The organism is Ureibacillus endophyticus (assembly GCF_024159215.1).
In the GTDB taxonomy this organism is placed as follows: Bacteria; Bacillota; Bacilli; order Bacillales_A; family Planococcaceae; genus Ureibacillus; species Ureibacillus endophyticus.
The window spans coordinates 3,509,266-3,534,327 of the sequence record NZ_JAMYWW010000001.1 but is presented as its reverse complement, the minus strand read 5'-3'; the positions used below and the strand labels follow the sequence as shown (position 1 = coordinate 3,534,327).

Here is a 25,062-nt window from a genome sequence, read left to right as displayed (position 1 = left end):
AATGAAAGTGTGAGGGATATTTTATGAATGCTGTGATAATTGCAGTTGTCGTAATGTTAGTGTTAAGTTTACTCAGAGTAAACGTTGTCTTATCGTTAGTAATTGGTGGTGTTATCGGTGGGCTAACAGGCGGGTTATCGATTACTGAAACAATAGCTGCCTTTAACGATGGATTAGGTGGAGGTGCACAAGTAGCCTTAAGTTATGGTTTACTAGGTGGATTTGCAGTTGCAATATCAAAAACGGGAATTCCAGAGTTACTTATCAAGGGTGTTTTGAAGATTGTACGAACAAAAGGAGATTCTGAAAATAAAGCATTAGCAAAAGCGGTTATTTTCTTCTTCATCCTATTAATGGCAATCTTCTCTCAAAACTTAATTCCAATTCATATCGCCTTTATTCCATTATTAATTCCACCTATATTAAAGATTTTAAATCATTTCGAAGTGGACCGTCGTTTAATAGCGTGTATCTTAACATTCGGTTTAGTAATGCCGTATATGTTCCTACCATATGGGTTCGGTGCAATTTATCGAGATATAGTGGCTACTCAAATTGGATTATCGGGTTTAGAAATAGCAGGATCGGATTTTACAAAAGCAATGGCGATACCTGCATTAGGAATGATTTTTGGGTTAGGTTTAGCTATGTTCTTATATCGTAAACCACGTAAATATATTCAAAAGGATATTAAGCAAGAAGCGAATCAAGTCATTGTAAGCAAGAAAAACATTCTATTTACGATTCTTTCGTTAATAGGTGCAGTAGTTATACAGATATATACTGATTCTATGATTATAGGAGCTTTAAGTGGGATTCTCATTCTTTATATTACAGGCGCATTAAAATGGAAAGAAGCTGATGTAATACTCTCAGATGGAATGCGTATGATGGCCTTTGTCGGTTTTGTTATTATATCAGCTAACGGGTTCTCTTCAGTTATTAATGCAACAGGCGATGTTGAATCATTAGTTGAGGAGACTTTAAGTATATTAAATGGCAATGTCAGCTTAGCAGTATTGCTTATGCTTATAATTGGATTGATTATTACAATGGGTATTGGATCATCTTTTGCAACCATTCCTATTATAGCTGCAATATTTGTTCCATTAAGTTTAGAACTTGGCTTAAGTACACTCGCAATCATATGCCTGATTGGAACAGCGGGAGCGTTAGGAGATGCTGGTTCTCCTGCATCAGACTCAACTTTAGGGCCAACAGCAGGTTTAAATGTAGACGGACAGCATAATCACATTTGGGATACTTGTGTACCTACATTTATCTTCTACAACATACCGTTAGTTATCTTTGGTTGGATTGCAGTAATGTTCGTTTTATAGCATTACATTTAAAAGAAAAACGAAACTCGAATTACCATAAAATAAAATGTAGATTTTAATTGATATACATTATAAATTCTTATATACTAAATATCGGCTTGAAAAAAGCGAAATGTAAAAACAAACAATAAAAATGAATATGTAAAAAAGACTTGCATATTCGTTTTTTATTGTATATAATGTTGAATGTTGGTCTTTGACTGCGATGAAGCGAGAGGTTGCCGACACACCCGGCCGCTTTGCCATGGCGCGTGTGTGGGAAATTTTCGTGGAGAATGTCTAGAAAATAGGCGAGAAGGAGGGAAAATAATGGCAAAACAAAAGATTCGTATCCGTTTAAAAGCGTATGATCACCGTGTTTTAGATCAATCTGCTGAGAAAATTGTGGAAACTGCTAAACGTTCAGGTGCAAGTGTATCAGGTCCGATTCCGTTACCAACTGAAAAGTCTGTGTACACAATTCTTCGTGCGGTTCACAAGTACAAAGATTCTCGTGAACAATTCGAAATGCGTACGCATAAACGTTTAATCGACATCATTAACCCAACACCACAAACTGTTGACGCGTTAATGAAACTTGATTTACCATCTGGCGTTGATATCGAAATCAAACTTTAATGGTAAAAACAAATAGAACTTTTTAAATATCACAGGAGGTGTGACAAATGACTAAAGGAATCTTAGGTAGAAAAATTGGTATGACTCAAGTTTTCGCTGAGAATGGCGATTTAATCCCAGTAACAGTAATTGAAGCTCCTGCAAACGTAGTACTTCAAAAGAAAACTGTTGAAACTGATGGCTACGAAGCAATCCAAGTTGGTTTCGAAGATAAGCGCGTTAAGCTTTCAAACAAACCTGAACAAGGTCACGTAGCAAAAGCGAATACTGCTCCTAAGCGCTTCATTCGTGAATTCCGCAACGTAAACGTTGAAGAATACGAAGTTGGTCAAGAAGTCAAAGTAGAAATTTTCGCAGAAGGCGATGTAGTAGACGTAACAGGCGTTACTAAAGGTAAAGGTTTCCAAGGTGTTATCAAACGCCACGGACAATCTCGTGGTCCAATGGCCCATGGTTCTCGTTACCACCGTCGTCCTGGTTCAATGGGTCCAGTTGCTCCGAACCGCGTATTCAAACAAAAGAAATTACCTGGTCAAATGGGTGGAAATGTAGTTACAATCCAAAACTTAGAAATCGTAAAAGTTGATGCAGAGCGTAACTTACTACTTGTTAAAGGTAATGTTCCTGGTTCTAAAAAAGCATTAGTTACAGTTAAAACAGCTGTAAAATCTAAATAATTTCTCGAAGAAAGGAGGAAACAGGAATGACAAAGGTATCTGTACTTAGTCAAACAGGTGCTTCAGTTGGTGAAATCGAATTAAACGATGCGATTTTCGGAATCGAGCCAAACGAAGCAGTATTATTCGACGCAGTAATCGCTCAACGCGCTTCTCTACGTCAAGGTAATCATAAAGTAAAAAACCGTTCTGAAGTTGCTGGTGGTGGTCGTAAACCATGGCGTCAAAAAGGAACTGGTCGTGCACGTCAAGGTTCAATCCGCTCTCCACAATGGCGCGGTGGTGGTATTGTATTCGGTCCAACTCCACGTAGCTACAGCTACAAATTACCGAAGAAAGTTCGTCGCTTAGCTCTTAAATCAGCTTTATCAGCTAAAGTAGGAGAACAAAACTTCGTAGTTCTTGATGCATTACAATTAGATGCACCAAAAACTAAAGATTTCGTATCAATTTTAGGTAACCTAAACATCGATACAAAAGCATTATTTGTTACAGCTGATTTAAATGAAAACGTAGCATTATCTGCTCGTAACATCCCAGGTGTAACTGTTTTAACAGCTAACGGAATTAACGTTCTTGATCTATTAGGTCACGAGAAAGTTGTATTCACTAAAGCTGCAGTAGAAAAAGTTGAGGAGGTGCTTGGATAATGGAAGCACGTGATATCTTAAAACGTCCGGTCATTACTGAGCGTTCTTCTGAGCTTATGGCTGAGAAAAAATACACTTTTGAAGTTGACGTTCGTGCGAACAAAACTCAAGTTAAAGATGCAGTTGAAGAAATCTTTGATGTAAAAGTTGACAAAGTTAACATCATGAACTACAAAGGTAAATTCAAACGTGTTGGTAAATTCGGCGGATACACAAACAAACGTCGTAAAGCAATCGTTAAATTAACTGCTGATAGCAAAGAAATCGAAATTTTTGATATCTAATTCACATAATGAAGTAGATTTTAACTTTCAAGAAGGAGGGAAAACAAATGGCGATTAAAAAGTATAAACCAACCTCAAATGGTCGTCGTAATATGACGTCATCTGACTTTGCGGAAATCACAACTAATAAGCCTGAAAAGTCATTATTAGCACCAAAAAAACGCAAAGCTGGTCGTAATAACCAAGGTAAAATTACTGTTCGTCATCACGGTGGTGGCCACAAGAAACAATACCGTATCATCGACTTTAAACGTACTAAAGACGGTATTCCAGGACGCGTTGCCACAATCGAATATGATCCAAACCGCTCTGCAAATATCGCATTAATCAACTATGCTGACGGTGAAAAACGTTACATCTTAGCTCCAAAAGGATTAGAAGTTGGTCAAACAATCGTTTCTGGTCCAGATGCTGATATTAAAGTAGGTAATGCATTACCACTTGCAAACATTCCTATGGGTACAACAATCCATAACATCGAGTTAAAACCTGGTAAAGGCGGTCAATTAGTACGTTCTGCTGGTACTTCTGCACAAGTACTTGGTCGTGAAGGCAAATACGTAATCATCCGTCTACAATCTGGTGAAGTTCGCCTAGTACTTGCTACTTGCCGTGCAACAATCGGTCAAGTTGGTAACGAACAACACGAACTTATCCACATTGGTAAAGCAGGTCGTACTCGTTGGTTAGGTAAACGCCCAACAGTTCGTGGTTCTGTAATGAACCCTAACGATCACCCACACGGTGGTGGTGAAGGACGTTCTCCAATCGGACGTAAATCTCCAATGACACCATGGGGTAAACCAGCTCTTGGTTACAAAACTCGCAAGAAGAAAAACAAAACTAATAAGTTAATTATTCGTTCTCGCAAAAAATAATGTGATTGTACTACGGTTCGCTAGTCGTGCCGTGGTGAGTCACGAAAGGGAGGTTCCTAAATGGGTCGCAGCTTGAAAAAAGGACCTTTTGTCGATGACCACTTAATGAAAAAGGTTGAAGCACAAGAGAGTTCTGAGAAAAAACAAGTTATCAAAACTTGGTCTCGCCGTTCTACTATCTTCCCGAACTTCATCGGATTAACAATCGCTGTATATGATGGACGTAAACATGTTCCTGTATACGTGACAGAAGATATGGTAGGTCACAAGTTAGGCGAATTCGCACCAACACGTACTTATAAAGGTCATGGTGCAGATGATAAGAAAACAAGACGCTAATTTTGGAAGGAGGTAAATCCTAATGACACAAGCTAAAGCTATCGCTCGCACAGTGCGTATCGCTCCTCGTAAAGTGCGTCTAGTAGTAGACTTAATCCGAGGTAAGCAAGTAGGTGAAGCAGTTGCAATTTTACGTCATACTCCAAAAGCGGCGTCTCCAGTCGTTGAGAAAGTATTAAAATCTGCAGTTGCTAACGCTGAGCACAACTATGAATTAGATGTAAACAACTTAGTTGTTTCTGAAGTTTTTGTTGACGAAGGTCCAACATTAAAACGTTTCCGTCCACGTGCACAAGGACGTGCAAGCGCAATTAATAAACGCACAAGCCACATCACTCTTGTGGTATCTGAGAAGAAGGAGGGTTAATCCGTGGGTCAAAAAGTACATCCAATAGGACTACGAGTTGGTATTATTCGTGATTGGGAGTCAAAATGGTACGCTGAAAAAGACTATGCGACATTACTTCACGAAGATATTAAAATTCGTAAATATATCGAAGCTGCTTTAAAAGATGCATCTGTATCTAAAGTAGAAATCGAACGCGCAGCAAACCGCGTAAACATTACAATTCACACAGCGAAACCAGGTATGGTAATCGGTAAAGGCGGTACAGAAGTTGAAAACTTACGTAAATACCTTAACGATTTAACTGGTAAACGTGTACACATTAATATCGTAGAAATCAAAAAAGCTGATCTTGATGCTCGTTTAGTAGCAGAAAACATCGCTCGTCAACTTGAGAACCGCGTATCATTCCGCCGTGCTCAAAAACAAGCAATTCAACGCACAATCCGTGCTGGTGCAAAAGGAATTAAAACACAAGTATCTGGACGTTTAGGTGGCGCTGATATCGCGCGTGCTGAACACTATAGCGAAGGAACTGTTCCACTTCATACTCTTCGTGCTGACATCGACTATGCTCACGCAGAAGCTGACACTACTTATGGTAAATTAGGTGTTAAAGTATGGATCTACCGTGGTGAAGTCCTTCCTACGAAGAAGAACTCTGTGGAAGGAGGCAAATAATTATGTTATTACCAAAACGCGTAAAATATCGTCGTGAACACCGTGGTAACATGCGTGGTGAAGCTAAAGGCGGTAAAGAAGTAGCATTTGGTGAATGGGGCCTACAAGCTACAACTGCTAGCTGGGTTACTAACCGTCAAATCGAATCTGCCCGTATCGCTATGACTCGTTACATGAAACGTGGCGGTAAAGTTTGGATTAAAATTTTCCCACATAAACCATATACTAAAAAGCCTCTAGAGGTACGTATGGGTTCTGGTAAAGGTTCTCCAGAAGGTTGGGTAGCAGTAGTAAAACCAGGAAAAGTAATGTTTGAAGTTGCAGGCGTATCTGAAGAGATTGCTCGTGAGGCACTTCGTTTAGCATCACACAAACTTCCTGTGAAATGTAAGATTGTTAAACGTCAAGAAACTGGTGGTGAATCTAATGAAAGCTAATGAAATCCGTGACCTTGCCACTTCTGAAATTGAATTAAAAGTGAAATCACTGAAAGAAGAGCTTTTCAACCTTCGCTTCCAATTGGCGACTGGTCAATTAGAAAACACAGCTCGCATTCGTGAAGTTCGTAAAGCGATTGCGCGCATGAAAACTGTGATTCGTGAAAGAGAAATCAGCGCAAATAACTGATAAGGAGGTTTGAAATAATGACTGAGCGTAACCAACGCAAAGTTTACACAGGCCGTGTCGTTTCAGATAAAATGGACAAAACAGTAACTGTTCTTGTTGAAACTTATAAGAAACATAAATTATACGGAAAACGTGTAAAATACTCTAAAAAGTTCAAGGCTCATGATGAGTTAAACGAAGCGAAAATCGGTGATATCGTTCGTATCATGGAAACTCGCCCGCTATCAGCTACTAAACGTTTCCGTCTAGTGGAAGTTGTAGAAAAAGCGGTTATTATTTAATAACATTTCGGAAACATTTAAATTCCGAAGGGAGGTAACCTAAGTGATCCAACAAGAAACTCGTATGAAAGTTGCTGACAACTCAGGTGCACGTGAAGTTTTAACAATTAAAGTGCTTGGTGGTTCTGGCCGTAAAACTGCTAATATCGGTGATATCGTAGTTGTTACAGTTAAGAAAGCAACACCAGGAGGCGTTGTCAAGAAAGGTGACGTTGTTAAGGCTGTTGTCGTTCGCACAAAATCTGGTGTACGCCGTAAAGATGGTACTTATATCAAATTTGATGAAAATGCTTGCGTAATCATTAAAGACGATAAGTCACCACGCGGAACTCGTATTTTCGGGCCTGTTGCTCGTGAATTACGTGATAGCAACTTCATGAAAATCGTTTCATTAGCTCCAGAAGTTCTTTAATTTCATGAGAGTACCAATCAAGGAGGTGCGACACATAATGCATGTTAAAAAGGGTGACAAAGTAAAAGTTATTACTGGTAAAGACAAAGGTAAAGTAGGCGTTGTTTTAGCTGCTTTCCCAAAACAAGACCGTGTTCTTGTTGAAGGTGTAAACATTGTTAAAAAACACGTTAAACCTAACCAGTTAAATCCTCAAGGTGGTATTGTAAGCCAAGAAGCAGCAATCCACGTTTCGAACGTAATGCTAATCGATCCTAAATCTGGCGAGCCGACTCGTGTAGGTTACAAAATCGAAAACGGCAAAAAAGTTCGTGTTGCAAAAAAATCAGGTGCAGTAATCGACTAATAAGTAAATTGAGAAGGGAGGTACGAACATGAGCCGCCTAAAAGAAAAATATACAAAAGAAGTTTCTCCAGCTCTTATGAGCAAATTTGGATATAAATCAGTAATGCAAGTGCCAAAAGTTGAAAAAATCGTAATCAACATGGGTGTTGGTGACGCTGTACAAAACTCTAAAGCATTAGATGCTGCTGTAGAAGAATTAACAATCATCACTGGTCAAAAACCAGTTGTAACTAAAGCTAAAAAATCGATCGCAGGTTTCCGCTTACGTGAAGGTATGGCAATCGGTGCAAAAGTTACATTACGTGGTGAACGTATGTATGAATTCTTGGACAAATTAATTTCTATCGCACTACCACGTGTACGTGACTTCCACGGTGTTTCTAAAAAATCATTCGATGGTCGCGGTAACTACACTTTAGGTGTTAAGGAACAATTAATTTTCCCTGAAATCGATTACGATAAAGTTTCAAAAGTACGCGGTATGGACATCGTGATCGTAACAACTGCGAATTCTGACGAAGAAGCTCGCGAGTTATTGACACAATTCGGTATGCCGTTCCAAAAGTAATAAAACAAGGAGGGCGAAAACGTGGCTAAAAAATCAATGGTTGTTAAACAACAACGTAAGCAAAAGTTTAAAGTGCAAGAATATACACGTTGTGAACGCTGTGGCCGTCCACACTCAGTATATCGTAAATTTAAACTTTGCCGTATTTGTTTCCGTGAACTTGCATATAAGGGACAAATTCCTGGCGTTAAAAAAGCAAGCTGGTAATCCCCGAAATTGGGAAGGAGGTAAAATCAATGACAATGTCAGATCCAATTGCAGATATGCTGACTCGCATCCGTAATGCGAACATGGTTCGTCACGAAAAATTAGAAGTACCTGCTTCTAATTTAAAGAAAGAAATCGCTGAAATCTTAAAGCGTGAAGGTTTCGTTCGTGACGTTGAGTATGTTGAAGATAATAAGCAAGGTATCATCCGTATCTTCTTAAAATATGGAAGAGATAACGAACGTGTTATCACTGGTTTAAAACGTATTTCAAAACCTGGCTTACGTGTATACGCTAAAACAAACGAAGTACCAAAAGTACTTAATGGTTTAGGTATCGCTTTAGTATCTACTTCTCAAGGTGTATTAACTGATAAAGAAGCACGTGCTAAAAAAGTTGGCGGAGAAATCTTAGCTTACATTTGGTAATTAGTAATATATGAATGGAGGTGCAACTAAATGTCTCGTGTAGGTAAAAAACCAATCGAGGTTCCAGCTAGCGTTACTGTGACTGTTGCTGATGACAACACAGTTACTGTTAAAGGACCTAAAGGCGAATTAACTCGTCAATTCAATAAAGATATGAAAATTGAGCAAGAAGGAAACGTTGTTACTGTAGTACGTCCTTCTGAATCAAAAGAACACCGTACTATCCACGGTACAACTCGTGCGCTATTAGCTAACATGGTAACTGGTGTTTCTGAAGGATTCTCTAAATCTCTAGAACTTATCGGTGTCGGTTACCGTGCGCAATTACAAGGTAAAAAACTTGTACTTAACGTAGGTTACTCTCACCCAGTAGAGTTCACACCTGAAGAAGGTCTAGAAGTTGAAGTTCCTTCAAACACTAAAGTAGTTGTTAAAGGTATTAGCAAAGAACGTGTTGGTGCATTTGCATCTAACATTCGTGACGTTCGCCCACCAGAGCCATACAAAGGTAAAGGTATTCGTTATGAAGGTGAGTACGTACGTCGTAAAGAAGGTAAAACAGGTAAATAATGCTCTTAGAAGCGTTAGAAAGGAGTGACCTCTGTGATTACGAAACAAGATAAAAATCAAGTTCGTAAAAAACGTCATGCGCGTGTTCGTTCTAAAATCTCAGGTACTGCTGAGCGTCCACGTTTAAACGTATTCCGTTCAAACAAGAACATCTATGCGCAAATTATTGACGATGTTGCTGGCGTAACACTTGTTAGTGCATCAACTCAAGAAAAAGGTTTTGAGGGTGCAGGTAGCAATGTAGAAGCTGCAGCTAAAATCGGTGAAACAATCGCTAAACGCGCTGCGGAAAAAAATATTACTGCTGTTGTATTTGACCGTGGTGGTTACTTATATCATGGACGTGTAAAAGCTTTAGCTGAAGCTGCACGTGAAAACGGCTTAGAATTTTAATAAGAAGGAGGGACATACTTCATGAGTCGCATTGACGCAAACAAACTTGAACTTGAAGAACGCGTAGTTACGATTAACCGCGTTGCAAAAGTTGTTAAAGGTGGACGTCGCTTCCGCTTTACAGCACTAGTTGTTGTAGGTGATAAAAACGGCCATGTAGGATTCGGTACTGGTAAAGCTCAAGAGGTTCCAGATGCAATCCGCAAAGCTGTTGAAGACGCGAAGAAAAACTTAATCGAAGTGCCACTTGTTGGTGGAACAACTCCACATGACGTGGTTGGTCGCTTCGGAGCAGGTCAAATCTTAATCAAACCTGCAGCTCCTGGTACTGGAGTTATCGCTGGTGGTCCTGTACGTGCAGTACTTGAACTTGCTGGTGTAACTGATATTCTTTCAAAATCTCTTGGTTCTAACACACCAATCAACATGGTGCGTGCAACTATCGCAGGTTTAAACGAATTAAAACGCGCAGAGGAAGTTGCAAAACTTCGCGGTAAATCAGTGGAAGAACTATTAGGTTAAGGGGGGGAATTATAATGGCAAACAAATTAGAAATTACCCTTACTAAATCTTTGATCGGTACAAAACCAGGGCAACGTAAAATCATTGAAGCATTAGGTTTACGCAAAGTAAACTCTACTGTAGAACAAGCTGATAACGCTGCTATTCGTGGTATGATTACTAAAGTAGCTCACTTAGTTACTGTTAACGAAAAATAATATTTAAACTTTGAACAAGGAGGTGCCACTAATATGAAACTTCATGAGTTAAAACCAGCTGAAGGTTCACGTAAAGAACGTAACCGTGTTGGTCGTGGTATCGGTTCTGGTAATGGTAAAACTGCAGGTAAAGGACATAAAGGTCAAAACGCTCGTTCTGGCGGCGGTGTTCGCCCTGGATTCGAGGGTGGTCAAAACCCATTATTCCGTCGTTTACCAAAACGCGGCTTTACGAACATTAACCGTAAAGAATACGCTATCCTGAACCTTGATGCATTAAATCGTTTCGAAGATGGTGCAGAAGTAACACCTGCATTATTATTAGAAACTGGAGTTGTTAGCAGTGAAAAAGCTGGCATTAAGATTCTAGGTAACGGAACTCTTAATAAAAAGCTTACTGTGAAAGCTCATAAGTTCTCTGCTTCAGCTAAAGAAGCAATCGAGAACGCTGGCGGAACAACTGAGGTGATTTAATGTTTCAAACAATCTCAAACTTCATGCGCGTTCGAGATATACGAAATAAAATCATTTTCACTCTTTTAATGTTAATCGTTTTTCGTATCGGAACATTTATTCCGGTACCAAACGTTGACTCAGAAGTATTAAAGGTAGCCGATGAATTTAATTTGATTGGCTTCCTTAATACATTCGGCGGTGGTGCACTGTCAAACTTCTCGATCTTTGCATTGGGAATTATGCCTTACATTACTGCTTCAATTATTGTTCAACTTCTACAAATGGATGTAGTACCAAAGTTTGCTGAATGGGCAAAACAAGGTGATGTTGGTCGCCGTAAGCTTGCACAGTTTACACGATATTTAACTGTTGTTTTAGCATTCATACAAGCTTTCGCTATGTCGTTTGGTTTTAATCAAATGTATGGTGGTTCGTTAATTAAAGACACAAGTGTTTTATCATATTTAACAATTGCTGTTGTTTTAACTGGTGGTACGGCTTTCCTACTGTGGTTAGGAGAACAAATAACTTCTCATGGTGTTGGAAATGGTATTTCAATCATTATCTTCGCGGGTATTGTTGCTGCACTTCCAACTTCTGTGAACCAAATTTATGCACAACAAATCGAGGATGCTGGTGATCAGCTATTTATTAAAATTGCAATCCTAGTAATACTTGCTTTGATTATGCTAGCTGTTGTAGTCGGTGTTATTTACTTCCAACAAGCGTTGCGTAAAATACCGATTCAATATGCAAAACGAGTTGCGGGACGTACTGCTCAAGTCGGTGGACAACAAACTCACTTGCCGTTAAAAGTAAATGCGGCTGGTGTTATTCCGGTAATCTTTGCTGTTGCCTTCATTGTTACACCTCGAACTTTAGCTACATTCTTCGGTCAAAATGATGTCACTACATTCATTCAAAACACGTTTGATTATACTAAACCTGTTGGAATGATTATCTATATTGCATTGATTGTTTTATTCACATACTTCTATGCATTTATTCAAGTGAATCCTGAAAACTTGACTGACAACTTGAAAAAACAAGGTGCATATATTCCTGGTATCCGCCCAGGAAATGATACACAAGAATACTTAACTAAAGTTTTATACCGTTTAACATTTGTTGGTGCTATCTTCTTAGTTGTAATTTCTGTGTTACCGATACTATTTATTAATTTCATGAACCTACCTGCTACTGCGCAAATCGGTGGTACTAGTGTTATTATCGTAGTCGGGGTTGCTTTAGAAACAATGAAGCAGTTAGAATCACAATTAGTTAAACGTCATTACAAAGGCTTTATGAAATAATATGCAGGTTTTAGGAAACGATATGTTTCCTTAACCCGCAGTATTAGGGGGAGACAAAACGTATGAATATCGTTTTAATGGGTTTGCCTGGTGCTGGTAAAGGTACTCAAGCAGACAAAATTGTTGAGAAGTACGACATCCCTCATATTTCTACAGGCGACATGTTCCGTGCTGCAATTAAAGATGGCACAGAACTTGGTTTAAAAGCAAAATCGTATATGGACCAAGGAGCATTAGTTCCTGATGAAGTTACGATTGGCATCGTTCGTGAGCGACTTTCACAAAAAGATTGCGAAAAAGGGTTCTTATTAGACGGGTTCCCACGCACAGTTCCTCAAGCGGAAGCTCTGGATAACATCTTAGAAGAACTAGGGAAAAAAATTGAACATACAATTAATATCCAAGTTGAAAAAGATGAACTGGTTGCACGTCTAAGTGGTCGTCGTATTTGTAAAGTTTGCGGTGCATCATATCATGTATTATTTAACCCTCCAGCGGTTGAAGGTAAATGTGATAAAGATGGTGGCGAATTATATACACGTGCGGACGATAATCCTGAAACTGTTGCAAACCGTCTGGAAGTAAATATGAATCAAGCTCAGCCTTTACTTGATTTTTACCAAGCTAAAGGTGTGTTAACAAATATAGATGGACAGCAAGACATTAATAAAGTGTTTGCTGATCTTGACGCTCTTTTATTACAGGGCAGCCGCAGCTGATACCCGGCATTAGGCGAAAGTCAAACTGCTTTACTTGGGAGACGTGCGGAGGGCAACATTAAAACATTATTTTGAGAGTTGCAAAAGCATATTGTGCCCGGTATACACTGAAACGAAAGTGGAATTTTTATCAACTTTTGAATAAGTGTTAGGGTTTCGTGGAAGCATCTGTATAAAGGGTATGAATCTCTCATCCAAGACTTTTCCGAATGCGGTTAGTCGTTCCTGGATTGTGTGAAGCGAAACCAGACGAGCGTCTTTCGAACATCTCTCACAATCCAAGTTTATAATGTAGTTGCTTCTTACTGGAAGAAAACAGTTGCAATAGTTCTCTATGTCGTGTAAGTTAGAGAATTGGGAATTGCATATAGAAGGGAGACAGGATTGATGGCGAAAGACGATGTAATTGAAGTCGAAGGAACAGTTGTTGAGACTTTGCCAAACGCGATGTTTAAGGTAGAATTAGAAAATGGGCACACAGTGCTGGCACACGTATCTGGAAAGATTCGTATGCACTTTATTAGAATTTTACCAGGAGATAAGGTTACTATCGAGTTATCTCCATATGATTTAACTCGCGGTCGTATCACATACCGTTTTAAATAATCTTTTGCACTCCGGACTATTAAGGAGGTTGGGTTAGATGAAAGTGAGACCATCTGTGAAACCGATCTGCGAAAAATGTAAAGTAATTCGCCGACGCGGTAAAGTAATGGTAATCTGTGAAAATCCTAAACACAAACAAAAACAAGGTTAATTAGAAGGAGGTGCACTTAAAGTATGGCACGTATTGCTGGTGTTGATATTCCTCGTGACAAACGCGTGGTAATTTCATTAACTTACATCTACGGAATTGGTAAAACAACATCTCAAAAAGTATTAGCTGACGCTGGTGTTAACGAAAACACACGTGTTCGCGATCTTACTGAAGATGAGTTAAACAAAATCCGTGAACAATTAGATAAATACAAAGTGGAAGGTGACTTACGTCGCGAAATTTCACTTAACATTAAACGCCTGATGGAAATCGGTTCATTCCGTGGTATCCGTCACCGTCGTGGTTTACCTGTTCGTGGTCAAAATACGAAAAACAATGCGCGTACGCGTAAAGGTCCTCGTAAAACTGTAGCGAACAAGAAAAAATAATAAGTAAAGGGGGTTCCTTCTTAACATGGCTCGTAAACAACAAACTCGTAAACGTCGTGTGAAAAAGAATATCGAATCTGGTATTGCACACATTCGTTCTACATTTAACAATACAATCGTAACGATTACAGATATGCAAGGTAACGCAGTATCTTGGTCAAGTGCTGGTGCGCTTGGTTTCAAAGGTTCTCGTAAATCTACTCCATTTGCTGCTCAAATGGCTGCAGAGGCTGCTGCAAAAGCATCCCTTGAACATGGTCTGAAGACGTTGGAAGTAACTGTTAAAGGTCCTGGTGCAGGTCGTGAAGCTGCAATTCGTGCACTTCAAGCTGCAGGACTAGAAGTAACTGCAATTAAAGATGTTACTCCAGTTCCACATAATGGTTGCCGTCCGCCAAAACGTCGTCGTGTGTAATGGGTGCATCTCAAATTTAATTTGAGTTCATCATTGCTTGTACAAAACAAAAATCTTGTGCAAATTTTATAAAGTCAACAATTTTTGACTATTATGATGTTATGAACCTATACATTCGATGTTTTGAAGGAGGGTAAATTGAATGATCGAAATTGAAAAACCAAAGATTGAAACTGTTGAGATCAGCGAAGATTCCAAATATGGTAAGTTTGTTGTAGAACCGCTTGAACGCGGCTATGGAAACACTTTGGGTAATTCTTTACGTCGTATCCTTCTGTCTTCTTTACCAGGAGCTGCTGTTACATCAATCCAAATTGATGGCGTGTTACACGAATTCTCTACTGTAGAAGGTGTTGTAGAGGACGTTGCTTCAATCATTCTTAATATTAAAAAACTGGCACTGAAAATCTACTCTGACGAAGAGAAAGTTATTGAGATTGACGTGAAAGGTGAGGCGACTGTTACAGCTGCAGATATAACACATGACAGTGACGTAGAAATTTTAAATCCAGACCTACACATTGCACAAATCGCTAAAAATGGTCATCTACGTATGCGCATGTATGCTCGTCGTGGCCGTGGCTATACTCCTGCTGATCAAAACAAACGTGAGGATCTAAGTATCGGCGTGATCCCGATCGACTCTATTTACACTCCAGTTTCACGCGTTAATTTTCAAGTGGAGAACACTCGTGTCGGACAAAATTCTGATTTCGACAAGTTATCTCTTGATGTGTGGACAGATGGTAGCATCGGTCCAAAAGAGGCGATTTCGCTTGGAGCTAAAATCTTAACTGAGCATCTTAACATCTTCGTAGGCTTAACTAATGAGGCACAAACTGCTGAAATCATGGTCGAAAAAGAAGAGGATCAAAAAGAGAAAGTTTTAGAGATGACGATTGAAGAACTAGATCTTTCTGTACGTTCTTACAACTGCTTAAAACGCGCTGGTATCAATACGGTATTAGAACTTGCGAATAAGTCAGAAGACGACATGATGAAAGTTCGTAATCTTGGTCGTAAATCACTAGAAGAAGTTAAAGCGAAATTAGAAGAGCTTGGATTAGGACTACGTAAAGAAGACTAATCAAGTATTTATATCTATATAGATAGTTTTGAAATAAAGGAGGGAACATCCATGGGTTACAGAAAACTTGGTCGTACAAGTTCTCAACGTAAAGCGTTATTACGTGATTTAGCTACTGACTTAATCATTAACGAACGCATCGAAACAACAGAAGCACGTGCGAAAGAATTACGTTCAGTTGTCGAAAAAATGATTACTTTAGGTAAGCGTGGAGACTTACATGCTCGTCGCCAAGCGGCTGCATTCATCCGTCGTGAAGTAGTAACAACTACTGACGAAGAAGGTAACGAAACAACTTCATTTGCACTTCAAAAGTTATTTAATGATGTTGCACCACGTTATACTGACCGTCAAGGTGGTTACACTCGTATTCTTAAAGTTGGTCCTCGCCGTGGTGACGGTGCGCCTGTAGTAGTAATTGAATTAGTATAATTTAGTTAACCTACTTGCGACTAGAGGGTGTCCGGTTCACCGGTTGAACCCGGACACCCCTTTTTAATAATGATTTATACGACAATAAAATGGCATGAGCGTTATAATGAGCGAGCAATTTCGATTGCGGCGTCTCGTCTAGCTCTCCGCACCTCATTCAACGGAACACGGAATTGAGCAGCCGTGTTCTCGTATTAAATGTAAAATGCGCATTTCTCTGAATGAGGTGCGCGCTTTTTTATTATTTTTAAAATGCATTTACTGACAAATTTAAGTTTTATACATATACAAAAATAGTGTACGTTACAATCTAACCTTATCTTATAGATTTGTTAACGTACTTTATTTTTATATATGTAAAAGAAAAAACCTGCAAAAGTATAGCATTACACTACAATACAGTGTAATTTAGTTAGTAGAGTTAGAACGAGAGGAGATTAGAGTAGTGACGGAAATTTTATCGTTTAACAACGTAAGTTATTCATACACACCAGATAATCCAGATGCTCGTAAAGCCGTTCAAAATGTTTCCTTCTCGATACAACAAGGTGAATGGATTGCAATTGTTGGACATAATGGTTCTGGTAAATCCACAATGGTGAAACTTGTTAGTGGATTACTTTTCCCGCAAGAGGGAGAAGTGCGTGTGTTGAGAGAGGTATTAACAGAAGATAACCTTTGGGAAATTCGTTCGCAAATCGGAATGGTTTTTCAAAATCCAGATAATCAGTTTGTTGGAGCAACTGTACAAGATGATGTTGCATTTGCTCTTGAAAATAGTGGTGTTCCATATGAAGATATGGTTGAGCGTGTACACAAATCCCTTGCTCAAGTTAAAATGGAGAAATTTTTAAATCATGAACCTCATCACTTATCAGGTGGGCAAAAGCAGCGGGTAGCCATTGCAGGAGCACTCGCAATGCGTCCGAAAATATTAATTCTTGATGAATCTACATCAATGCTTGATCCTCAAGGTCGTGATGAAGTATTAAAAACAGTTCGTGCATTGCGTGAAGAGATTGGTTTAACCGTTTTATCCATTACTCACGATGTTGAGGAAGCGCTTTATGCAGACCGAATTTTATTTATGAATGACGGAAAAAAATATGCAGAAGGAACTCCAACTGAAATATTTGCTTTAGGCGATAAGCTTGTAGAATTTGGTTTAGAATTACCTTTTGCAATGCGAATGACAAAACTTCTACAATCGAAAGGTGTACAGTTAGTAGGAGAACATATGACAGAAGAAGAGTTGGTGAATGATTTATGGACATCAAACTTCAACAAGTAAGCTACGCCTATTCAATGGGGACACCCTTTGAAAAGTACGCTTTATTTGATGTAGATTTAGCGATTCCATCACAGACTTATCAGGCAATTATCGGACATACTGGGTCAGGAAAATCCACAATATTGCAACACTTTAACGGCTTACTTAAGCCTTCAAAAGGACAAGTACATATTGGAGAACGTGTTATTGAAGCAGGGAAGAAAGCGAAAGAATTAAAACCAATTCGTCAAAAAGTTGGGATTGTTTTTCAGTTCCCAGAGCATCAGTTATTTGAAGAGACCGTTTTAAAAGATATTATGTTTGGACCGATGAATTTTGGTGTTTCTGAAGCAGAAGCAGAAAAACGTGCAAGAGAGCTTATTAAACTTGTAGGCTTACCTGAAGAAACGTTAAATAAGTCTCCTTTTGATTTATCAGGGGGACAAATGCGTCGTGTAGCCATTGCAGGCGTTTTAGCAATGGATCCTGAAGTAATTGTATTGGACGAGCCTACTGCTGGTCTTGACCCTCGTGGACAGCGTGAAATTATGGATATGTTTTATACTTTGCATAAAGAAAGAGGACTTACAACAATACTTGTAACCCACAGCATGGAAGACGCGGCCAAATATGCAGATCGAATTGCTATTATGCATGAAGGAAAATGTGTGTTGAATGGTACGCCACATGAAATTTTTTCTGATGCCAAAACTTTAGAAAACTATCGTTTAGAATTACCGCATATCGTAAGGTTCCAACAAAAGATTGAGAATATGATGAATCAACATTTATCTAAAATCTGTTTAACAGAAGAGGAACTTGCAGAGGAAGTATCACGTGTCTTAAGAAAGGGGCGTGGTCAACAATGATGGAAAAAATGATATTTGGTCGATTCATTCCAAGTGATTCATTTGTTCATAAAATGGATCCGCGATCAAAATTACTTTTTGTTTTTGCCTTTATTGTTGTTGTGTTTTTAGCAAATAATGTAGTGACATATGCCCTATTATTGGCATTTACCCTATTCGTAATTTTGATGTCAAAAATTCGATTATACTTTTTAATTAATGGGTTAAAGCCCGTAATTATATTATTAGTATTTACCTTTATGATTCATATTTTATTTACTCGTGAAGGGGATATTATATTCCAGCTAGGCTTCTTAAAAGTCTATGAGGAAGGTTTAAGACAAGGGATCTTTATTTCTATACGTTTCTTAGTACTTGTCTTTATGACGTCTATTTTAACGCTAACAACGTCACCAATTTCAATTACAGATGGATTAGAGACATTGTTAAATCCATTAAAGAAAGTGAAATTACCAGTGCATGAATTAGCGCTTATGATGTCCATCGCATTACGCTTTATCCCAACGTTAATGGATGAAACAGATAAAATTATGAAGGCTCAAATGGCGCGTGGTTCAGATTTAAGTGCAGGACCATTAAAAGACAGAATTAAAGCGGTTGTTCCTTTACTTGTACCACTCTTTGTTAGTGCTTTTAAACGTGCTGAAGATTTAGCGACAGCAATGGAAGTACGAGGTTATCGTGGTGGAGAAGGCAGAACGCGTTACCGCCAATTAAAATGGGATTGGCGAGATACAACGGGCTTAGTATTATTAGCCGCTGTTACAATTCTTTTAGTAGGTTTGCGTAACTAAGCGAGGTGAAGTGTATGAGACGTTTAAAAGCAACGATAAGCTATGATGGGACACACTTCGCAGGATACCAAGTACAACCAGGTGAACGCACGGTTCAGCTTGAAATTGAATCGGTATTAGAGAAAATGCATAAAGGTGAAAAAGTAAGAATCACAGCAAGTGGCCGGACAGATGCCCGAGTGCATGCAACTGGACAAGTTATTCACTTTGATACACCATTAACCATTGAGCCAGATCGTTATAAAAAAGCGTTGAATGTCCAACTTCCCCGTGATATTCGCGTTTTAGAAATAGAAGTAGTACCAAATGATTTTCATGCAAGATTTAGCGTGTCGGGAAAACGATATCGCTATATATGGAATTGCGAGGAAGAACAAAGCCCTTTTCGTCGACATTTCTCAGTTGAAACAAAAGGTATACAACCAGATGTGGAGAAAATGAAGGAAGCAGCACAGTATATCGTCGGTACACACGATTTTTCGTGCTTTTGTGCTGCGAATACAAGTGTTGTTGATAAAGTACGTACTGTTTACTCTCTAACCTTTGAGAGGCATTCTGACGAGTTACACATGGTTATAGAAGGCAATGGCTTTTTGTACAATATGGTACGAATTATTGCAGGTACTTTATGGGAAGTTGGTATTGGGAAACGAGAAGCAGTTAGTTTAAAGGAAATTGTTGCTTCCAAAGATCGTGGAAAAGCTGGCAAAACAGCGCCAGCACACGGTTTATATTTAGAAAAGGTGTTTTATTAAAACAGGAATATTTATGCATAGTCGAAAAAAACAACTTTCCCTGGTGTGCAACTTTTTTCTTGACTAATTACAGAATATATTATAATATGACATATGGTATTTTCATTACCAACCACAAATAAGCCCCGAAACTTATAAGTGATTATATAATGAAAAATAACGGTATTAGAATCGATTAGGAGGACAAATAAATGCGTACAACATTCCTGGCTAAAGGTCAAGAAGTAGAGCGTAAATGGTTAGTAGTTGACGCAGAAGGACAAACTCTTGGACGTTTAGCTTCTGAAGTAGCTTCAATCTTACGCGGAAAACATAAACCAACATTCACACCAAACGTTGACACTGGTGATTTTGTAATTGTAATCAACGCTGACAAAATTCACTTAACTGGAAACAAATTAGAGGATAAATTATATCGTCACCACACTATGTTCGCAGGTGGTTTAAAAACTCGTACTGCTGGCGAAATGTTAGAAAAATACCCAACAAGAATGATCGAATTAGCAGTTAAAGGCATGCTTCCTAAAAACTCTTTAGGACGTAAAATGTTCGGAAAACTTCACGTATACGCTGGAGCAGAACATCCACATGCAGCACAAAAACCAGAAAGCTATACGCTTCGCGGATAATTAATTAGAGGAGGATATTCACTTGGCACAAGTTCAATATATCGGCACAGGTCGCCGTAAAAGCTCAGTAGCTCGCGTACGTTTAGTACCAGGCGAAGGCAAAATCGTTATTAACGGTCGTAATATCGAAGACTACTTACCATTCGAAACTTTACACTTAATCATCAACCAACCATTAGAAGCAACTCAAACTAAAGGTAGCTATGATGTATTTGTAAACGTAAACGGTGGTGGATTCACTGGTCAAGCTGGTGCAATCCGTCATGGTATCGCTCGTGCGTTACTACAAGTTGACCCAGATTTCCGTCCAGCACTTAAATCTGCAGGTTTACTAACTCGTGACCCACGTATGAAAGAACGTAAAAAATACGGTCTTAAAGGTGCTCGTCGTGCGCCTCAATTCTCAAAACGTTAATATTCCTTTATATCAACGTTTCTACCCTTTCTCGGTTTACCGAGGAAGGGTTTTTTAGTTAATTGGGTTTTATTTTACTTCTAAGACAGGGTTAATGATGTCTTAGTTAGATTTTTACAGAAAATAATCAAACATAGTGCGATGCTAACGAAAGAATAGGATATATGAATTTTAGTTGTATATTGGGGATGATGATTTTTGAATTTACCTTCTTTCTCCTTTTGTTTTGAGGGCATGGTATATTGGATAGTAGGTGATTGAGTTAATAATTTTAGAGGGTGAAATCTATTATGAAAATTGGTGTGATTGGCTCAAAGTTTTTTTTAGATACCATATCGTCCTACTTTAAACTTTTTCCGGATGTACAATTCATAACTTTTCAATATGAAACGCCAGAGGAAAGTGAAACATTAATAGTAGAAGCAGAAAAGAAAACGGATTTAATATTATTTTCAGGAATAATTGCACTTTACTATGGGAACAAGCATGTTAAAAAGAGTCAAAAGGAAGCAATTTGTGTTCCTTTTGAAGATTTAACAATAGCGCTTTCATTGTTGTCAATTACACATGGGGAGTCGTTATCATTAAGTAAAATTTCTGTGGATTTACCGGATGAAAAGAGATTATCAAGAGTTTTAAATGAATCTGAAATTGAAAATAAGTCGGTTTATGTTAAGGATTATTCTTGGATTTACGATTTGGATAAAGAAAATCAAAAATTAAAAGTAGATGATTTTGTACAATTTCACACAAAATTGCATAGAGAGGGAAAAACTCATTTTGCCCTCACATCAATACATGCGGTTTATGTTGAACTTCAAAAACTCTCCATTCCTTCAAGATATATGGTGCAGCCAGAACAAATTTTAATTGAAAGTATAAATAGAGCAATCTCTTTGCTGAAACTTAAAGAAACAGAAAAATCTCAAATCGCTGTTATTTCTATTCAAAGCTATCAAAAATCTCTTCAGAAGAGTGATTCATATATAAAATTCTTAGAGAAGATAAGTAAAAGCTTACGCGCCCGCGTTTCTTTAGAGAATTTAGAACCCAACTTAATTTATACTACACGTGGAGCTGTTAATGCCCTTGGAAGAGAATATATTAGTGACATTATAGAGGCGTTGGAAAAAGAGTTTCAAACTATATTTCAAATTGGAATCGGTTTTGGTTATACACTTCAAGAGGCAGAGGACCACTCTGCACAGGCACTGTTTTTCACGAACAAATTTTTAAAGAATAAAACAGTCGTTTGTGTTGTGGATGAAGAACAAAAATTATCAGGGCCACTGTTTGAAGAAAATCGTCAGATGGAATTGAAAAATGAAGATCAAGCGATTCAAAAACTTGCTGGTGAACTAAAAATGAGCTCGAAGAATATAAAATTAATTCGCCAATTTATCACAGTAAATAATTTTAGAGCTTTTTCAGCTGCAGAATTAGAGGCATATATGAACCTTACGAGGCGTTCTGTTGAAAGGATTATCAAAAGGCTTATCGAGGGAGACTGCCTTTTATTAGCTGGTGAGGAGCATCCTTATGATCAAGGAAGGCCAAGAAATTTATATATAGCTACTGAAAAACTAAAAATATAATCGATTATACTAAAGTAAGGGAACTCCGCTATGATTGGGAGTTCCCTTTTGGTTTGTATTTTCTATTTCCTTTCCTTTGATACCGAGATTGCATGTAATGGCATCTGACTATTATTGTTTAATTTTAAAAAATTCAGACTTTACAATAATCTGCGTTTCATGTATATTTTCAATAACGACATATAGCGACAACTTTAAGGGGGCCTTTATTTTGATTATTAAAGAGTTTGAAATTTATGCCATTCATTTACCGTTAAAACAGCCTTTTATCGTTTCTTATGCGACTTATAATCACATGCCATCAGTTATTGTGAAATTAATAGCGGATAATGGATTGGTCGGATATGGAGAGGCGGTACCAGACGAACATGTAACAGGAGAAACATACATGGCAACTTTTGAAGTGCTGAAGCATGTTCTTTTACCTGCTGTGAAACAACAAAATCCATTTGACTTAGAAAAAATTCATCACATTATGGACTCAGCAATCGTTGGAAATCCTGCTGCAAAGGCAGCAATTGATATTGCGTGCTATGACCTAATGGGGAAATATGTAAGAAAACCGATTTATGATTTACTAGGTGGAAAATTTCATGACACCCTGACCTTTCCAAAGGTTTTAAGTATAGATGAACCCGAGATCATGGCTGAAAAAGCCCAAGAAGCGATGGAACTGGGTTATAGTTCTTTAAAAATAAAAGTGGGTGGGGATATTCAGAGTGATATTAATAGAATTGCAGCTGTCCGCGAAAGAGTAGGACATCAAGTTCCAATCCGAGTGGATGTCAATCAAGGATGGCAAACATATACGAATGCGCTATTTGGGGTGAAAGCATTAGAGCCTTATCATCTTTCATGGATCGAGCAGCCAATTCGAATGGGCGATATTGATGGTTTAGCTGCGTTAAAAGAAAAAACAACCATTCCAATCATGGCTGATGAAAGCATTCATCATGGTTTACATCTACAAGAAATTATTAAAAAGAACGCTGCAGATGTTATTAACATTAAGTTAATGAAGTGTGGAGGTATTTACCCAGCAATCCATTTAGCAAAAATGGCTGAGTTTGCAGGGATTGGATGTCAAATTGGCTCAATGGTAGAATCCTCAATTGGCTCAGCAGCAGGTTATCACACGGCAATTTCAAGGAAAAACATTACAAGTACGGAATTGACGGGGCCATTATTATTCAGTCAAGATATTGGAGATTTAGAATATGCCCTTCCTTATGTTCATCTTTCAGGTGAACCAGGCTTGGGAATTAAGATTAATGAAGACGTTCTTGAACAATTAACAATTAAGAAAGAGCAAGTTTTATAGGTATATATAATCTAAACAAAATAATTTATAGAATGAGGTGTGATAATGGAACCTAAAGTAAATGTATCTGATAAGAAAAAAAGTGCGTGGTTAAAAATCCCCCACACTTATACGCTAATATTTATCATTATTATCTTTGCAGGTTTGCTTTCGTATATACTACCTGCAGGTGAATTCGATCGAGTAGAAGACCCTGAAACTGGCAAAATGCTTGTTGTAGAAGGGAGTTACCATCAGATTGAAAGTGACCCAGTAAGCTTTTTTGAACTTTTCACAGCCATTCCTCAAGGATTGGAAAAGGGCGCTCAGATCATTTTTTATATTTTCCTTGTAAGTGGAGTGTTCGGAATTATTCGCACTACTGGAGCAATAGAAGCTGGAGTTTATAAAGGTGTACGTGCACTAGAAGGTCGAGAAAAGCTATTGATTCCAATGAGTATGATTTTGTTTTCAATTGGAGGCTTTTCAATGGGAATGGCCGAAGAAAGTATTATCTTCGTGCCTATTGGAATTGCTATTGCTAGAGCCATGGGATTTGATGCCGTAACAGGAACAGCAATGATTACTCTTGGGGCAGCAAGTGGATTCTTTGGTGGTATGCTCAATCCGTTTACAGTTGGTGTAGCTCAATCACTAGCTGAAGTTCCATTATTTTCTGGTATTGGTTTCCGCTTTGTTGTGTATATTTTTGTACTCGCTTTTGCCATATGGTATGTTTCTCGTTATGCATTTAAGGTTAAACAAAACCCTGAAAAAAGTGTAATTTATGATATTGAACTAAAGGAGAAAAAGGTAGAAACATCATCTATTGATTTCTCAGTGTTTACGGGTCGTCACAAACTTGTGTTTCTAGTTTTGATAAGTGGATTAGCTTTTAATGTTTATGGAGTATTTAACTGGGGATGGTTCTTAACAGAGCTTACTGCTTCATTTTTAATTATAGGAATTCTCTGTGGTTTAGTTGGTGGATTAAAGCTAGGACATCTATTTGATTCCTTTATTGATGGTGCAAAAGCAGTTACTTTCGGTGCTTTAATTGTTGGATTTGCACGAGCAATAACGGTCGTTTTAGAGGAAGGTAAGATTATTGATACGGTTGTATTTTTAGCAGCTGAAGGGATTAGCCATCTTCCACAATCTTTAAACGTTATCGGTATGTTATTTATTCAAGCCATATTAAATCTATTTATTTCGTCAGGAAGCGGACAGGCTGCTGCTACAATGCCTATTATGGTACCTATTACAGATTTGTTAGGTTTAGAGAGACAAATCGCTGTTCTTGCATTCCAATACGGGGATTCTCTTACGAACTCAATCATTCCAACTTCTTCTGCACTCATGGGATACCTAGCTGTTGCTGGAATTCCATATGAAAGATGGATTAAGTTCATTTGGAAATTAATACTTGGATGGGCAGTGATTGCATGTATTGCGCTTTTAGCTGCGGTAGCACTGGGTATTTCTTAAACGGGGAGGAAACAA

General features: G+C 38.3%; 39 protein-coding genes. All 39 read left to right on the top strand.

Annotated elements, in window-relative coordinates; genetic code table 11:
• The first annotated feature begins 23 nt into the window (after positions 1-23).
• The 39 genes from NKR20_RS17555 (at position 24) to NKR20_RS17365 (ending at position 25,047) form a co-directional block, all read left to right on the top strand.
• Positions 24-1,340: a Na+/H+ antiporter family protein gene (locus tag NKR20_RS17555; protein WP_253427890.1), complete on the top strand. Its 1,317-nt coding sequence runs from the start codon at positions 24-26 to the stop codon at positions 1,338-1,340.
• A 309-nt stretch (positions 1,341-1,649) separates the two neighbouring features.
• Positions 1,650-1,958, top strand: coding sequence for a 30S ribosomal protein S10 (gene rpsJ, locus NKR20_RS17550; protein ID WP_036172433.1), 309 nt, complete (start codon positions 1,650-1,652; stop codon positions 1,956-1,958).
• A gap of 47 nt (positions 1,959-2,005) precedes the next feature.
• Positions 2,006-2,635 (top strand): 50S ribosomal protein L3, encoded by a 630-nt coding sequence (gene rplC / locus NKR20_RS17545; protein ID WP_121214189.1) that lies wholly within the window; start codon positions 2,006-2,008, stop codon positions 2,633-2,635.
• Between the two features lie 26 nt (positions 2,636-2,661).
• On the top strand, positions 2,662-3,285 hold the full coding sequence (rplD, locus tag NKR20_RS17540) for a 50S ribosomal protein L4 (RefSeq protein WP_121214190.1): 624 nt from the start codon (positions 2,662-2,664) through the stop codon (positions 3,283-3,285).
• The gene (gene rplW / locus NKR20_RS17535) at positions 3,285-3,569 is read left to right on the top strand and encodes a 50S ribosomal protein L23 (protein ID WP_097073477.1); all 285 of its coding nucleotides are present in this window, start codon (positions 3,285-3,287) and stop codon (positions 3,567-3,569) included. Before rplD ends, rplW begins: the two co-directional genes overlap by 1 nt.
• 47 nt (positions 3,570-3,616) lie before the next feature.
• On the top strand, positions 3,617-4,447 hold the full coding sequence (gene rplB / locus NKR20_RS17530) for a 50S ribosomal protein L2 (protein ID WP_121214191.1): 831 nt from the start codon (positions 3,617-3,619) through the stop codon (positions 4,445-4,447).
• A gap of 60 nt (positions 4,448-4,507) precedes the next feature.
• Positions 4,508-4,786 carry a 30S ribosomal protein S19 gene (rpsS, locus tag NKR20_RS17525; protein WP_036200750.1) on the top strand — a complete coding sequence of 93 codons (279 nt, stop codon included), beginning with the start codon at positions 4,508-4,510 and terminating at the stop codon, positions 4,784-4,786.
• Positions 4,787-4,808: 22 nt separating this feature from the next.
• Positions 4,809-5,153: a 50S ribosomal protein L22 gene (rplV, locus tag NKR20_RS17520; protein ID WP_121214192.1), complete on the top strand. Its 345-nt coding sequence runs from the start codon at positions 4,809-4,811 to the stop codon at positions 5,151-5,153.
• Positions 5,154-5,156: 3 nt separating this feature from the next.
• Positions 5,157-5,813 carry a 30S ribosomal protein S3 gene (gene rpsC / locus NKR20_RS17515; protein ID WP_097073479.1) on the top strand — a complete coding sequence of 219 codons (657 nt, stop codon included), beginning with the start codon at positions 5,157-5,159 and terminating at the stop codon, positions 5,811-5,813.
• Positions 5,814-5,815: 2 nt separating this feature from the next.
• Positions 5,816-6,250: a 50S ribosomal protein L16 gene (gene rplP / locus NKR20_RS17510; protein WP_121214193.1), complete on the top strand. Its 435-nt coding sequence runs from the start codon at positions 5,816-5,818 to the stop codon at positions 6,248-6,250.
• A complete protein-coding gene (rpmC, locus tag NKR20_RS17505; protein WP_004233646.1) occupies positions 6,240-6,440 on the top strand; it encodes a 50S ribosomal protein L29 in 201 nt (66 codons plus the stop codon). Before rplP ends, rpmC begins: the two co-directional genes overlap by 11 nt.
• A 17-nt stretch (positions 6,441-6,457) precedes the next feature.
• Entirely contained in the window at positions 6,458-6,721 is a 264-nt protein-coding gene (gene rpsQ, locus NKR20_RS17500; protein WP_036200740.1) for a 30S ribosomal protein S17, read from the top strand.
• 43 nt (positions 6,722-6,764) lie between these two features.
• Positions 6,765-7,133, top strand: coding sequence for a 50S ribosomal protein L14 (gene rplN, locus NKR20_RS17495; protein ID WP_097073481.1), 369 nt, complete (start codon positions 6,765-6,767; stop codon positions 7,131-7,133).
• 37 nt (positions 7,134-7,170) lie between these two features.
• Positions 7,171-7,479 carry a 50S ribosomal protein L24 gene (gene rplX / locus NKR20_RS17490; protein ID WP_121214194.1) on the top strand — a complete coding sequence of 103 codons (309 nt, stop codon included), beginning with the start codon at positions 7,171-7,173 and terminating at the stop codon, positions 7,477-7,479.
• A 28-nt stretch (positions 7,480-7,507) separates the two neighbouring features.
• Positions 7,508-8,047: a 50S ribosomal protein L5 gene (gene rplE, locus NKR20_RS17485; protein WP_121214195.1), complete on the top strand. Its 540-nt coding sequence runs from the start codon at positions 7,508-7,510 to the stop codon at positions 8,045-8,047.
• A 21-nt stretch (positions 8,048-8,068) separates the two neighbouring features.
• Positions 8,069-8,254, top strand: coding sequence for a type Z 30S ribosomal protein S14 (locus NKR20_RS17480; RefSeq protein WP_118876548.1), 186 nt, complete (start codon positions 8,069-8,071; stop codon positions 8,252-8,254).
• 29 nt (positions 8,255-8,283) lie between these two features.
• Positions 8,284-8,682 (top strand): 30S ribosomal protein S8, encoded by a 399-nt coding sequence (gene rpsH / locus NKR20_RS17475; RefSeq protein WP_121214196.1) that lies wholly within the window; start codon positions 8,284-8,286, stop codon positions 8,680-8,682.
• Between the two features lie 30 nt (positions 8,683-8,712).
• Positions 8,713-9,252 carry a 50S ribosomal protein L6 gene (gene rplF, locus NKR20_RS17470; protein ID WP_121214197.1) on the top strand — a complete coding sequence of 180 codons (540 nt, stop codon included), beginning with the start codon at positions 8,713-8,715 and terminating at the stop codon, positions 9,250-9,252.
• A 33-nt stretch (positions 9,253-9,285) separates the two neighbouring features.
• On the top strand, positions 9,286-9,645 hold the full coding sequence (gene rplR / locus NKR20_RS17465; RefSeq protein ID WP_121214198.1) for a 50S ribosomal protein L18: 360 nt from the start codon (positions 9,286-9,288) through the stop codon (positions 9,643-9,645).
• A gap of 21 nt (positions 9,646-9,666) precedes the next feature.
• Positions 9,667-10,167, top strand: coding sequence for a 30S ribosomal protein S5 (gene rpsE, locus NKR20_RS17460; protein WP_097073488.1), 501 nt, complete (start codon positions 9,667-9,669; stop codon positions 10,165-10,167).
• Between the two features lie 14 nt (positions 10,168-10,181).
• Entirely contained in the window at positions 10,182-10,364 is a 183-nt protein-coding gene (gene rpmD, locus NKR20_RS17455) for a 50S ribosomal protein L30 (protein ID WP_121214199.1), read from the top strand.
• A 33-nt stretch (positions 10,365-10,397) separates the two neighbouring features.
• Positions 10,398-10,838 (top strand): 50S ribosomal protein L15, encoded by a 441-nt coding sequence (gene rplO / locus NKR20_RS17450; protein ID WP_097073490.1) that lies wholly within the window; start codon positions 10,398-10,400, stop codon positions 10,836-10,838.
• On the top strand, positions 10,838-12,133 hold the full coding sequence (gene secY / locus NKR20_RS17445; RefSeq protein WP_121214200.1) for a preprotein translocase subunit SecY: 1,296 nt from the start codon (positions 10,838-10,840) through the stop codon (positions 12,131-12,133). Before rplO ends, secY begins: the two co-directional genes overlap by 1 nt.
• Before the next feature lie 62 nt (positions 12,134-12,195).
• Positions 12,196-12,852 carry an adenylate kinase gene (locus NKR20_RS17440; RefSeq protein WP_121214201.1) on the top strand — a complete coding sequence of 219 codons (657 nt, stop codon included), beginning with the start codon at positions 12,196-12,198 and terminating at the stop codon, positions 12,850-12,852.
• Between the two features lie 387 nt (positions 12,853-13,239).
• Positions 13,240-13,458, top strand: a complete 219-nt coding sequence (gene infA / locus NKR20_RS17435; RefSeq protein ID WP_016839390.1) for a translation initiation factor IF-1 — start codon at positions 13,240-13,242, stop codon at positions 13,456-13,458.
• A gap of 37 nt (positions 13,459-13,495) precedes the next feature.
• The gene (gene rpmJ / locus NKR20_RS17430) at positions 13,496-13,609 is read left to right on the top strand and encodes a 50S ribosomal protein L36 (RefSeq protein ID WP_000868344.1); all 114 of its coding nucleotides are present in this window, start codon (positions 13,496-13,498) and stop codon (positions 13,607-13,609) included.
• 23 nt (positions 13,610-13,632) lie between these two features.
• Positions 13,633-13,998 (top strand): 30S ribosomal protein S13, encoded by a 366-nt coding sequence (gene rpsM / locus NKR20_RS17425; protein WP_121214202.1) that lies wholly within the window; start codon positions 13,633-13,635, stop codon positions 13,996-13,998.
• A 25-nt stretch (positions 13,999-14,023) separates the two neighbouring features.
• Positions 14,024-14,413, top strand: coding sequence for a 30S ribosomal protein S11 (rpsK, locus tag NKR20_RS17420; protein WP_097073494.1), 390 nt, complete (start codon positions 14,024-14,026; stop codon positions 14,411-14,413).
• A 142-nt stretch (positions 14,414-14,555) separates the two neighbouring features.
• Complete coding sequence (locus tag NKR20_RS17415) at positions 14,556-15,500, top strand: DNA-directed RNA polymerase subunit alpha (RefSeq protein WP_121214203.1); 945 nt, start codon at positions 14,556-14,558, stop codon at positions 15,498-15,500.
• Between the two features lie 51 nt (positions 15,501-15,551).
• On the top strand, positions 15,552-15,932 hold the full coding sequence (gene rplQ / locus NKR20_RS17410; protein ID WP_097073496.1) for a 50S ribosomal protein L17: 381 nt from the start codon (positions 15,552-15,554) through the stop codon (positions 15,930-15,932).
• Between the two features lie 445 nt (positions 15,933-16,377).
• Positions 16,378-17,223: an energy-coupling factor ABC transporter ATP-binding protein gene (locus tag NKR20_RS17405; protein ID WP_253427888.1), complete on the top strand. Its 846-nt coding sequence runs from the start codon at positions 16,378-16,380 to the stop codon at positions 17,221-17,223.
• Complete coding sequence (locus tag NKR20_RS17400) at positions 17,199-18,071, top strand: energy-coupling factor ABC transporter ATP-binding protein (RefSeq protein ID WP_121214205.1); 873 nt, start codon at positions 17,199-17,201, stop codon at positions 18,069-18,071. Before NKR20_RS17405 ends, NKR20_RS17400 begins: the two co-directional genes overlap by 25 nt.
• Positions 18,068-18,865, top strand: coding sequence for an energy-coupling factor transporter transmembrane component T family protein (locus NKR20_RS17395; RefSeq protein ID WP_253427886.1), 798 nt, complete (start codon positions 18,068-18,070; stop codon positions 18,863-18,865). The genes NKR20_RS17400 and NKR20_RS17395 overlap by 4 nt, the downstream gene beginning before the upstream one ends.
• A 14-nt stretch (positions 18,866-18,879) precedes the next feature.
• Positions 18,880-19,620: a tRNA pseudouridine(38-40) synthase TruA gene (truA, locus tag NKR20_RS17390; RefSeq protein WP_253427884.1), complete on the top strand. Its 741-nt coding sequence runs from the start codon at positions 18,880-18,882 to the stop codon at positions 19,618-19,620.
• Between the two features lie 191 nt (positions 19,621-19,811).
• Positions 19,812-20,249, top strand: coding sequence for a 50S ribosomal protein L13 (rplM, locus tag NKR20_RS17385; RefSeq protein ID WP_121214208.1), 438 nt, complete (start codon positions 19,812-19,814; stop codon positions 20,247-20,249).
• Between the two features lie 22 nt (positions 20,250-20,271).
• Positions 20,272-20,664 (top strand): 30S ribosomal protein S9, encoded by a 393-nt coding sequence (rpsI, locus tag NKR20_RS17380; RefSeq protein ID WP_121214209.1) that lies wholly within the window; start codon positions 20,272-20,274, stop codon positions 20,662-20,664.
• 290 nt (positions 20,665-20,954) lie between these two features.
• Positions 20,955-22,259 carry a MarR family transcriptional regulator gene (locus NKR20_RS17375; RefSeq protein WP_253427877.1) on the top strand — a complete coding sequence of 435 codons (1,305 nt, stop codon included), beginning with the start codon at positions 20,955-20,957 and terminating at the stop codon, positions 22,257-22,259.
• Between the two features lie 211 nt (positions 22,260-22,470).
• Positions 22,471-23,580 (top strand): mandelate racemase/muconate lactonizing enzyme family protein, encoded by a 1,110-nt coding sequence (locus tag NKR20_RS17370; protein ID WP_253427875.1) that lies wholly within the window; start codon positions 22,471-22,473, stop codon positions 23,578-23,580.
• A gap of 45 nt (positions 23,581-23,625) precedes the next feature.
• Positions 23,626-25,047 carry a YfcC family protein gene (locus tag NKR20_RS17365; RefSeq protein WP_253427873.1) on the top strand — a complete coding sequence of 474 codons (1,422 nt, stop codon included), beginning with the start codon at positions 23,626-23,628 and terminating at the stop codon, positions 25,045-25,047.
• Positions 25,048-25,062 lie beyond the last annotated feature (15 nt).

What these genes read in the sequence shown, in the direction of transcription:
- NKR20_RS17555 (WP_253427890.1), top strand. Translation starts at nt 24, where the DNA reads ATGAATGCTGTGATAATTGCAGTTGTCGTAATGTTAGTGTTAAGTTTA.
- rpsJ (WP_036172433.1), top strand. Translation starts at nt 1,650, where the DNA reads ATGGCAAAACAAAAGATTCGTATCCGTTTAAAAGCGTATGATCACCGT.
- rplC (WP_121214189.1), top strand. Translation starts at nt 2,006, where the DNA reads ATGACTAAAGGAATCTTAGGTAGAAAAATTGGTATGACTCAAGTTTTC.
- rplD (WP_121214190.1), top strand. Translation starts at nt 2,662, where the DNA reads ATGACAAAGGTATCTGTACTTAGTCAAACAGGTGCTTCAGTTGGTGAA.
- rplW (WP_097073477.1), top strand. Translation starts at nt 3,285, where the DNA reads ATGGAAGCACGTGATATCTTAAAACGTCCGGTCATTACTGAGCGTTCT.
- rplB (WP_121214191.1), top strand. Translation starts at nt 3,617, where the DNA reads ATGGCGATTAAAAAGTATAAACCAACCTCAAATGGTCGTCGTAATATG.
- rpsS (WP_036200750.1), top strand. Translation starts at nt 4,508, where the DNA reads ATGGGTCGCAGCTTGAAAAAAGGACCTTTTGTCGATGACCACTTAATG.
- rplV (WP_121214192.1), top strand. Translation starts at nt 4,809, where the DNA reads ATGACACAAGCTAAAGCTATCGCTCGCACAGTGCGTATCGCTCCTCGT.
- rplP (WP_121214193.1), top strand. Translation starts at nt 5,816, where the DNA reads ATGTTATTACCAAAACGCGTAAAATATCGTCGTGAACACCGTGGTAAC.
- rpmC (WP_004233646.1), top strand. Translation starts at nt 6,240, where the DNA reads ATGAAAGCTAATGAAATCCGTGACCTTGCCACTTCTGAAATTGAATTA.
- rpsQ (WP_036200740.1), top strand. Translation starts at nt 6,458, where the DNA reads ATGACTGAGCGTAACCAACGCAAAGTTTACACAGGCCGTGTCGTTTCA.
- rplX (WP_121214194.1), top strand. Translation starts at nt 7,171, where the DNA reads ATGCATGTTAAAAAGGGTGACAAAGTAAAAGTTATTACTGGTAAAGAC.
- rplE (WP_121214195.1), top strand. Translation starts at nt 7,508, where the DNA reads ATGAGCCGCCTAAAAGAAAAATATACAAAAGAAGTTTCTCCAGCTCTT.
- rpsH (WP_121214196.1), top strand. Translation starts at nt 8,284, where the DNA reads ATGACAATGTCAGATCCAATTGCAGATATGCTGACTCGCATCCGTAAT.
- rplF (WP_121214197.1), top strand. Translation starts at nt 8,713, where the DNA reads ATGTCTCGTGTAGGTAAAAAACCAATCGAGGTTCCAGCTAGCGTTACT.
- rpsE (WP_097073488.1), top strand. Translation starts at nt 9,667, where the DNA reads ATGAGTCGCATTGACGCAAACAAACTTGAACTTGAAGAACGCGTAGTT.
- rpmD (WP_121214199.1), top strand. Translation starts at nt 10,182, where the DNA reads ATGGCAAACAAATTAGAAATTACCCTTACTAAATCTTTGATCGGTACA.
- rplO (WP_097073490.1), top strand. Translation starts at nt 10,398, where the DNA reads ATGAAACTTCATGAGTTAAAACCAGCTGAAGGTTCACGTAAAGAACGT.
- secY (WP_121214200.1), top strand. Translation starts at nt 10,838, where the DNA reads ATGTTTCAAACAATCTCAAACTTCATGCGCGTTCGAGATATACGAAAT.
- NKR20_RS17440 (WP_121214201.1), top strand. Translation starts at nt 12,196, where the DNA reads ATGAATATCGTTTTAATGGGTTTGCCTGGTGCTGGTAAAGGTACTCAA.
- infA (WP_016839390.1), top strand. Translation starts at nt 13,240, where the DNA reads ATGGCGAAAGACGATGTAATTGAAGTCGAAGGAACAGTTGTTGAGACT.
- rpmJ (WP_000868344.1), top strand. Translation starts at nt 13,496, where the DNA reads ATGAAAGTGAGACCATCTGTGAAACCGATCTGCGAAAAATGTAAAGTA.
- rpsM (WP_121214202.1), top strand. Translation starts at nt 13,633, where the DNA reads ATGGCACGTATTGCTGGTGTTGATATTCCTCGTGACAAACGCGTGGTA.
- rpsK (WP_097073494.1), top strand. Translation starts at nt 14,024, where the DNA reads ATGGCTCGTAAACAACAAACTCGTAAACGTCGTGTGAAAAAGAATATC.
- NKR20_RS17415 (WP_121214203.1), top strand. Translation starts at nt 14,556, where the DNA reads ATGATCGAAATTGAAAAACCAAAGATTGAAACTGTTGAGATCAGCGAA.
- rplQ (WP_097073496.1), top strand. Translation starts at nt 15,552, where the DNA reads ATGGGTTACAGAAAACTTGGTCGTACAAGTTCTCAACGTAAAGCGTTA.
- NKR20_RS17400 (WP_121214205.1), top strand. Translation starts at nt 17,199, where the DNA reads ATGGACATCAAACTTCAACAAGTAAGCTACGCCTATTCAATGGGGACA.
- NKR20_RS17395 (WP_253427886.1), top strand. Translation starts at nt 18,068, where the DNA reads ATGATGGAAAAAATGATATTTGGTCGATTCATTCCAAGTGATTCATTT.
- truA (WP_253427884.1), top strand. Translation starts at nt 18,880, where the DNA reads ATGAGACGTTTAAAAGCAACGATAAGCTATGATGGGACACACTTCGCA.
- rplM (WP_121214208.1), top strand. Translation starts at nt 19,812, where the DNA reads ATGCGTACAACATTCCTGGCTAAAGGTCAAGAAGTAGAGCGTAAATGG.
- NKR20_RS17375 (WP_253427877.1), top strand. Translation starts at nt 20,955, where the DNA reads ATGAAAATTGGTGTGATTGGCTCAAAGTTTTTTTTAGATACCATATCG.
- NKR20_RS17365 (WP_253427873.1), top strand. Translation starts at nt 23,626, where the DNA reads ATGGAACCTAAAGTAAATGTATCTGATAAGAAAAAAAGTGCGTGGTTA.